Source organism: Mycobacterium sp. (assembly GCF_052143115.1).
Lineage (GTDB): Bacteria > Actinomycetota > Actinomycetes > Mycobacteriales > Mycobacteriaceae > Mycobacterium.
The window spans coordinates 1-6,218 of sequence record NZ_JBKQTQ010000096.1 but is presented as its reverse complement, the minus strand read 5'-3'; the positions used below and the strand labels follow the sequence as shown (position 1 = coordinate 6,218).

4 protein-coding genes are annotated in these 6,218 nt (G+C 63.2%); 1 reads left to right on the top strand and 3 read right to left on the bottom strand.

The features are described from left to right. Positions 1–1,001, bottom strand: a 1,001-nt coding sequence (locus tag ACLQI9_RS10415; RefSeq protein WP_442391644.1) for an RICIN domain-containing protein, incomplete at its 3' end; no start/stop codon positions are given. A gap of 429 nt (positions 1,002–1,430) precedes the next feature. Continuing rightward, entirely contained in the window at positions 1,431–2,216 is a 786-nt protein-coding gene (locus tag ACLQI9_RS10410) for a hypothetical protein (RefSeq protein WP_442375816.1), read from the bottom strand. A 723-nt stretch (positions 2,217–2,939) separates the two neighbouring features. Between ACLQI9_RS10410 and ACLQI9_RS10405 the strand changes: the two genes are divergently transcribed. Next, a complete protein-coding gene (locus tag ACLQI9_RS10405; RefSeq protein WP_442375817.1) occupies positions 2,940–4,175 on the top strand; it encodes an IS256 family transposase in 1,236 nt (411 codons plus the stop codon). A gap of 239 nt (positions 4,176–4,414) precedes the next feature. On the opposite strand, the gene ACLQI9_RS10400 is transcribed toward ACLQI9_RS10405, so the two are convergent. Further along, on the bottom strand, positions 4,415–6,218 hold a 1,804-nt coding region (locus ACLQI9_RS10400; RefSeq protein ID WP_442391643.1), incomplete at its 5' end, for a hypothetical protein.

The window sequence follows — 6,218 nt, the reverse complement described above, 5'->3', positions numbered from 1 at the left end:
TCCCAAATGTCGAAATAGCCGTCGCCGTTGGGGTTAGCGAGGTTGTTCGCGGTCGTCGTGTCACTGACGTCGGAGGACGGCACGACACCGGCGGCGCCGTGGTGGTACAGCGAGGCGTAGTACAAATCACTGGGCCGGTAGCTCCCGTCCTGGAACCCTGCGAGTCCGCCGACCTGCGCACCGGGGCCGGCTTGACCAGGCGGAGTTTCGACCGAGAAGGCGTGGCGCGCCGGCAAGAGACTCGCGTCGCCGACCAGCATGACGTACTTCGCGCCGTAATCGCGGTAGGCCAACTCGATGGCGGTCTTGATCCGCTCGGGGTCATCCGCACCAGGAAAGTCGTCCAGCACGCCGCCGCGACCGTCAGCTGTCGTGTGAAGGGCGACGAGATGGGTGCGAACTCCGCGCTGCTGCTTGGCTGCTCGAAAAGCATCGAACAATCCCATGAACTGCTGCGGCGTGATGATCAGCAGGTCGAAGGTTGTCGGAGCGTCCTGGAACGAGTGCGGGAGGACGCCCGCATCGAGGTCGGCCGGGCGCACGACGCGCCATTGCCGGCACGGAGTGCGCAGACTGGTTCGCCCCCAGAGCTGCACCTTGGTGCCGTCCTCGTTCAACGTTGCGGTGTCGGCGTCCAGCACGCGCCCACTTTGCACGTTGTGGATCTCAAAGCGACTCGCGCCGACATCGACCAATCGCCACTCGCGATTCAGTAGTCGGGGCACGCTGGTTCCGAACAGCTGGACTTTGGTCCCGTCGTTTCCGATCGTAGCGAGGTCAGCGTCGAGGTATCTGCTTGAGTGTTTGTTGACGATGTAGAACGTTCCGCCACCGGCGTTGAGGATCAGCCACTGACGGTTCTTCAAGCCGGTCGCCTGTCGCCCGTAGAGCTGGACTTTCGTGCCGTCCGCTCCGATCGTGCCGGTGTCGGCATCCAACACGCGGCCGCTCGTGACATTCACCAACGCGACGGGCTCGCCGATGGGGACCGTGATCGACATCGTCGTTTCCTCCTACCGATTAACAAAGGCTCAGGATGCTGACGTAGATGAATTGGACACCTGCGCGGGACCACAGACAACGGCTTGGTCCGCTGAGCGGACCAGGGTTGCAAGGCGTTTGCGCCCGGCTGACCTCGGCACGTGGCCCGCGGTGTACAAGGGCGGCAACCGCAATTGCCATATGCCCGCGTGAGAACAACATCGTCGGGTGCTACGTCGATCACGCTCGCCGCGGGATACTTTACGACACAACATGATTGGCGTGAGAGGAACTAGGTGTAGCGGCGGCACGAATCGTCATATGCTCGCTGTTGACTGCTGCAGGGGCGCCCAGAAGCTCCGATTCTCATCGCGTCAGAACCAGTTTCGCCGAGCTGGCGAGAAGTTGGCTCGCCTTCGGGCACCGCGCCTTGGCCGCCGAGCCCGGCCTCAGAGAAGAACGCCCAACCCTCCCCAAGAGGACCAGCTGTCGCCCCCCTGGGTCATGTCGTGCACAATGTCGTCTACCTCAAATGCCGTCAACGCTCCTGCCGGCGCGAACGCGGCGACCTCAAGACGGCCATTCCACAGATTGACACCAGCCGCGAAATTCGTTACGTCTAAGCTGATTCCCTGCGGTGGGCTCACTGACTTCCACACCTGATTGCCCGGCTGTGCCCAGGTGTCACTGTCATTCACACCCGCCTGCCACAGGTACCACACCACATCGGAGTTGGTGTCCCCGACCATCACCACCAGCCGCTGCAGGTCGCTTGCCACCACCGGACCGGTGAGCTCGCCAACGTTGGGGTCGGATGGACGGCTAAGGGATGCCCAGTCCTCCCACCAGAACGGCTGATAGCGAAGCCACACATTTCCGTCGTCGCCCATCGCGAAAAGGTTCAGGCGTCCGTCTGGGTTTGCCGCGACCACGGGGTCGGAAACCAGGTTCACATTCGGTGGTTTGCCCATATCCACCCAGTCCAGCCAGCCATTGTTGGGCGGATACTGCCAGCGGGTCTGCACGGTGTTGTGGTCGGTTGTGACGAAGAAAATCTGGGCGCCATACGGGTAGCTCGCAGTCGCGGGCGTCCCGATGCATTGCGTGTTGGGGGGAGATGTAAAGAAATTCCACCCAGACCAGTTGGTGTCACCGCCCTTGCTCTGTTGCCACACGTGGTGCACCTGTCCGTCGCTGGCGACCGTGAAGAGCTCCATGGTGCCGTTCTGGTTCATGCCGATCGCCGCTTGCCCGACGGTCAGGTTGGCCCCGGGAGATCCAAGGGGTTGCCAGTTATTCGACCAGCTGTTGTCATTCCGGCGCTGGTTTGGTACTGCTCCCAGAACTGTTTGCCATCGGTCACAAAGACCGCAAGGCGCCCATCCGATTCCGCAGCAAGCGTCGGTTGCACAGCGGCGGTGAAACCGGGATACGGTAGAGCCAACTGCGTCCAGCCGGACCAGCCGAGGTTAGGGCCCGTCTGGGACTGGCGCGCCAGTCCTCGGGGGCTCAGCAGGTAGTCTGCCGGGGGGGCAACGACGAACTCGAGGTGCCCGTCGTTGTTAGGCGCCATCCATGTCGTGGGCATCTGCCACATCTCACTTCTCCTCATCGCCGAAACCCGGAGCCACTGACCGCGCAAGCAGGCAAGACCTATTGCGCGCCGACCTGTCCGGTTTGCACAACGCCCCGGTCCGCTGAGCGGACCGGCAATCCGAGCCACCCGGCTTTCGGTCATCTGCTATCGCCAACTGTTCGAACATTGCCCGACGCTGTCATGTAGAAAAATATTCCTTAGCTTGGGATCAGGCTCCGTCCGGTGATGGTTGCGTCCATCAAGGTGGTGTATGAGCCGGGCCTGATCGTGAGGGCCGGCGTGTCGTAGCCGATTGATTGAAGGTCATCGCGTGATTCTTCGAGGGACCGTCCAAAGTCACTCGAGCAAAGGAATCAACGCGATGACCGCTGCCCACGATATCGACTGGCCTGCTGTGCTGGCCGAACGACTCACCACGACCCACCCCGACGTCCTGCGCGAGCTGCTGGCGACGTTCATCCATACCCTGTTGGGCGCTGAAGCCGACGCCTTGTGCGGCGCCGAATACGGCCAGCGCAGCGCGGAGCGCACGAATCAGCGCAACGGCTACCGGCATCGCCAATTCGACACCCGCACAGGCTCGTTGGATCTGGCGATTCCCAAGCTGCGGCACGGCTCCTACTTCCCGGACTGGCTGCTGGAACGCCGCAAACGCGCCGAGCGGGCCCTGACCACCGTGGTGGCGACCTGCTATCTGCTCGGGGTCTCGACGCGGCGGATGGACAAGCTCGTCGAGACGCTGGGCATCACGTCATTGTCGAAGTCCCAGGTGTCGGTGATGGCCAAGGAACTCGACACCGCGGTCGAGGCGTTCCGGACCCGGCCGCTAGATGCCGGTCCGTACACGTTCGTGGCCGCTGACGCCCTGGTACTCAAGGTCCGCGAAGCCGGCCGAGTGGTTAACGTGCACGCGCTGATCGCGGTCGGGGTCAACGCCGAGGGCTACCGCGAAATCCTGGGCATCGACGTCACCACGGCCGAGGACGGTGCGGGCTGGTTGACGTTCCTGCGGTCGCTGAGCGCCCGTGGCTTGTCGGGGGTCAAACTGGTGACCTCCGATGCCCATGCCGGGCTGTTGGCCGCCATCGGTGCCACCCTGCCCGGCGCGTCCTGGCAGCGGTGCAGAACGCACTACGCGACCAACCTGATGGCCATCACCCCCAAGACGTCGTGGCCGTGGGTGCGCACCCTGTTGCACTCGGTGTACGACCAACCCGACGCTGATTCCGTTGCCGCACAATATGATCGCATCATCGATGCACTGACCGACAAGCTACCCAAGGTCGCCAATCATCTGGAGGCCGCCCGCGCCGACCTGCTGGCGTTCACCGCGTTCCCCAAGCAGATCTGGCGCCAGATCTGGTCGAACAACCCCCAAGAACGGCTCAACAAAGAGATCCGGCGGCGCACCGACGTCGTCGGCATCTTCCCCGACCGGAGCGCCCTGATCCGCCTCGTCGGCGCCGTGCTGGCCGAACAACACGACGAATGGGCCGAATCACGGCGCTACCTCGGCCTCGATGTCCTCAGCAAATCCCGAGCCGACCAAAGCTCACCGACCGAACAGGAGGTCACCCCGGCGGCACTGACCGCATAGACCACAACGTCGAAGAATCACACGACGACTCCGTACACCACGTCCCTGGACTTGACCCCGGTGATCCTGCACCGTTCGATGGATAGGGGCTAAGGCAAAACAGGCCCTGGCGCCTTGGCCACCCCACCCACAATGGTTTCGAACCACATGACGTCGTTTCTCATGTCAAGCCTCCGGTCGCACCCAAAAGGTTTGGCCACAAGTGATCAGGTAATACTGGGAAACCATTGGTCATTAGCTCATGGCAGAAGTCCCACATCCTGCAACGCGGAGTATGCCGAGTAGAGCATCTGCTGCTCGGTACTGCCATACGTGCCCGGCGCCTTGGGCTTCGGCAGCAGGAGCGGCTGGTTGGCGTCGGGGACGCTGCCGTAGAAGCCGACTTCCTGGTAGGTGAACGCCCCCGCCTGACGGTTCTGAACGTTGCTGTCCAGGGCCAGCCACCAGGAGTTTGACCCGGTGCCGCTCAGGTCGAGTATCTGCCATGTCTGGAAACCTGGCGTCGCCCGTAGGCTGCATCCTGTGGCGTTGGGGTAGAACAGCACTGCCCTCTCCACGGCGCCGGCGCCGCCTTCGATGCGGTTGTCGCTGCCTTGTAGGGCGTTGTTGCCCGATGCCGCGAACGCGGTGCCGCCACCGGTCGCATCGGAGATGTTGTAAACGTGATGCGCCACGGCGATGATCTCCGCTCCCGCGATGGTGGACACCCCGGCTTTCAGGTTCGCGGTTTCGCCGCCGATGATGGTGGCGCCGACCACATTTGCGGGAATTGAAATTTCGGGATCTGGAGTACTGATGGCACGGATGCCGTGCCGAGCGCTGCCGTCGGTGTAGGACTGCTGTCCGCCGTCGATCTTGCAGTCACGGATCCGTGGCGAGTAAAGGTTTTTCCCAGCGCTCTCAAGCAATATCCCCGCGTACACCACGCCCACCTTGCAGGTCGAGGCGGGCGCGTCGGTGATGACGATGGGGTTGCCGGGTCGGGTCAAAGACAGCTGAAAGGAATCGGCCGTGGCGTTGACGACGAAGTACTCCAGGCAAGGCTCAAAACCGCCGGGCACCATAGGCCACACGTATACGATGAGCGGTAAGCCCGTACCACCGGTGAATGCGATCGCTCTACCGCCGCGTTTGGCTGACACCTGAAACGTAGTGGCTGTCGGGTTGACGACGTAATACTTCGTGAACGTCTTAAGACCCTGGGGCAATATGTTGGCGTCCTCGACGTCGACGAATTGTACCGGGTCACCCGCCTTTAGCCCGTGATCCATTGGCCCGGTATCGCCGATGCCTGAAATGGTGTTGCCGGAAACGGAAAACGCGAGATTCGTGGAGGCGCCGAGGTGCGGTGACCCCGCCGACAGCTGCACGATCTGGTCGTTGCTCAACCCGTGCGCGGTGGCGTGGAAGGTGTTTCGGTCAACTGCGGTGATGGATATGCCAGGTGATCCGAAGCCCGGCTGTACCCATACATCTCGAAACGTCACGTGCTCGACGTCGAGGTGCTCGACGTCGGGGTTGGGTACCGCCAGCGCGTGCACGGCGTGAGCCGCGCCGGACGAAACCACGGCCATCCCCACCAGCGCGGCGTTGGGTGCGTCCGTGATGCGCACCACCTCTTGACCGGGTGTGCATTGCTGCAGCGTGGTGACGCCCGACCCGGCCCCCATGAGTGTTGTCCCCGCCGGGATCGACAGCGGCGCATCGTAGATGGCGCAGATTCCCGGGGGGATGATAATGACGCCCGCGCCCGAGTTCAGCGCGGGTTGCACCGCGTCGCGGTCGTTGTGTTCACCGTCGAGGCGTGCCCCGAACCATTTCACCGACATCGGACCCTCGATGAGGCGAATCCACCGCCCGAGCGGATGACACGCAATCGCGAACACCGTGCCCCCGTCGGGCCTCGCATCCGATGACGCATCCCAGTAGAACAGTCCGCCGCCACCGTCGCCGGCGTACCAATAGCCAAGCACTATCGCGACCGCGCGGCCCGCGGGGAAAGGCTGACCCGGACTGAGAACACTCGGCCCGGCTGTCGATGCC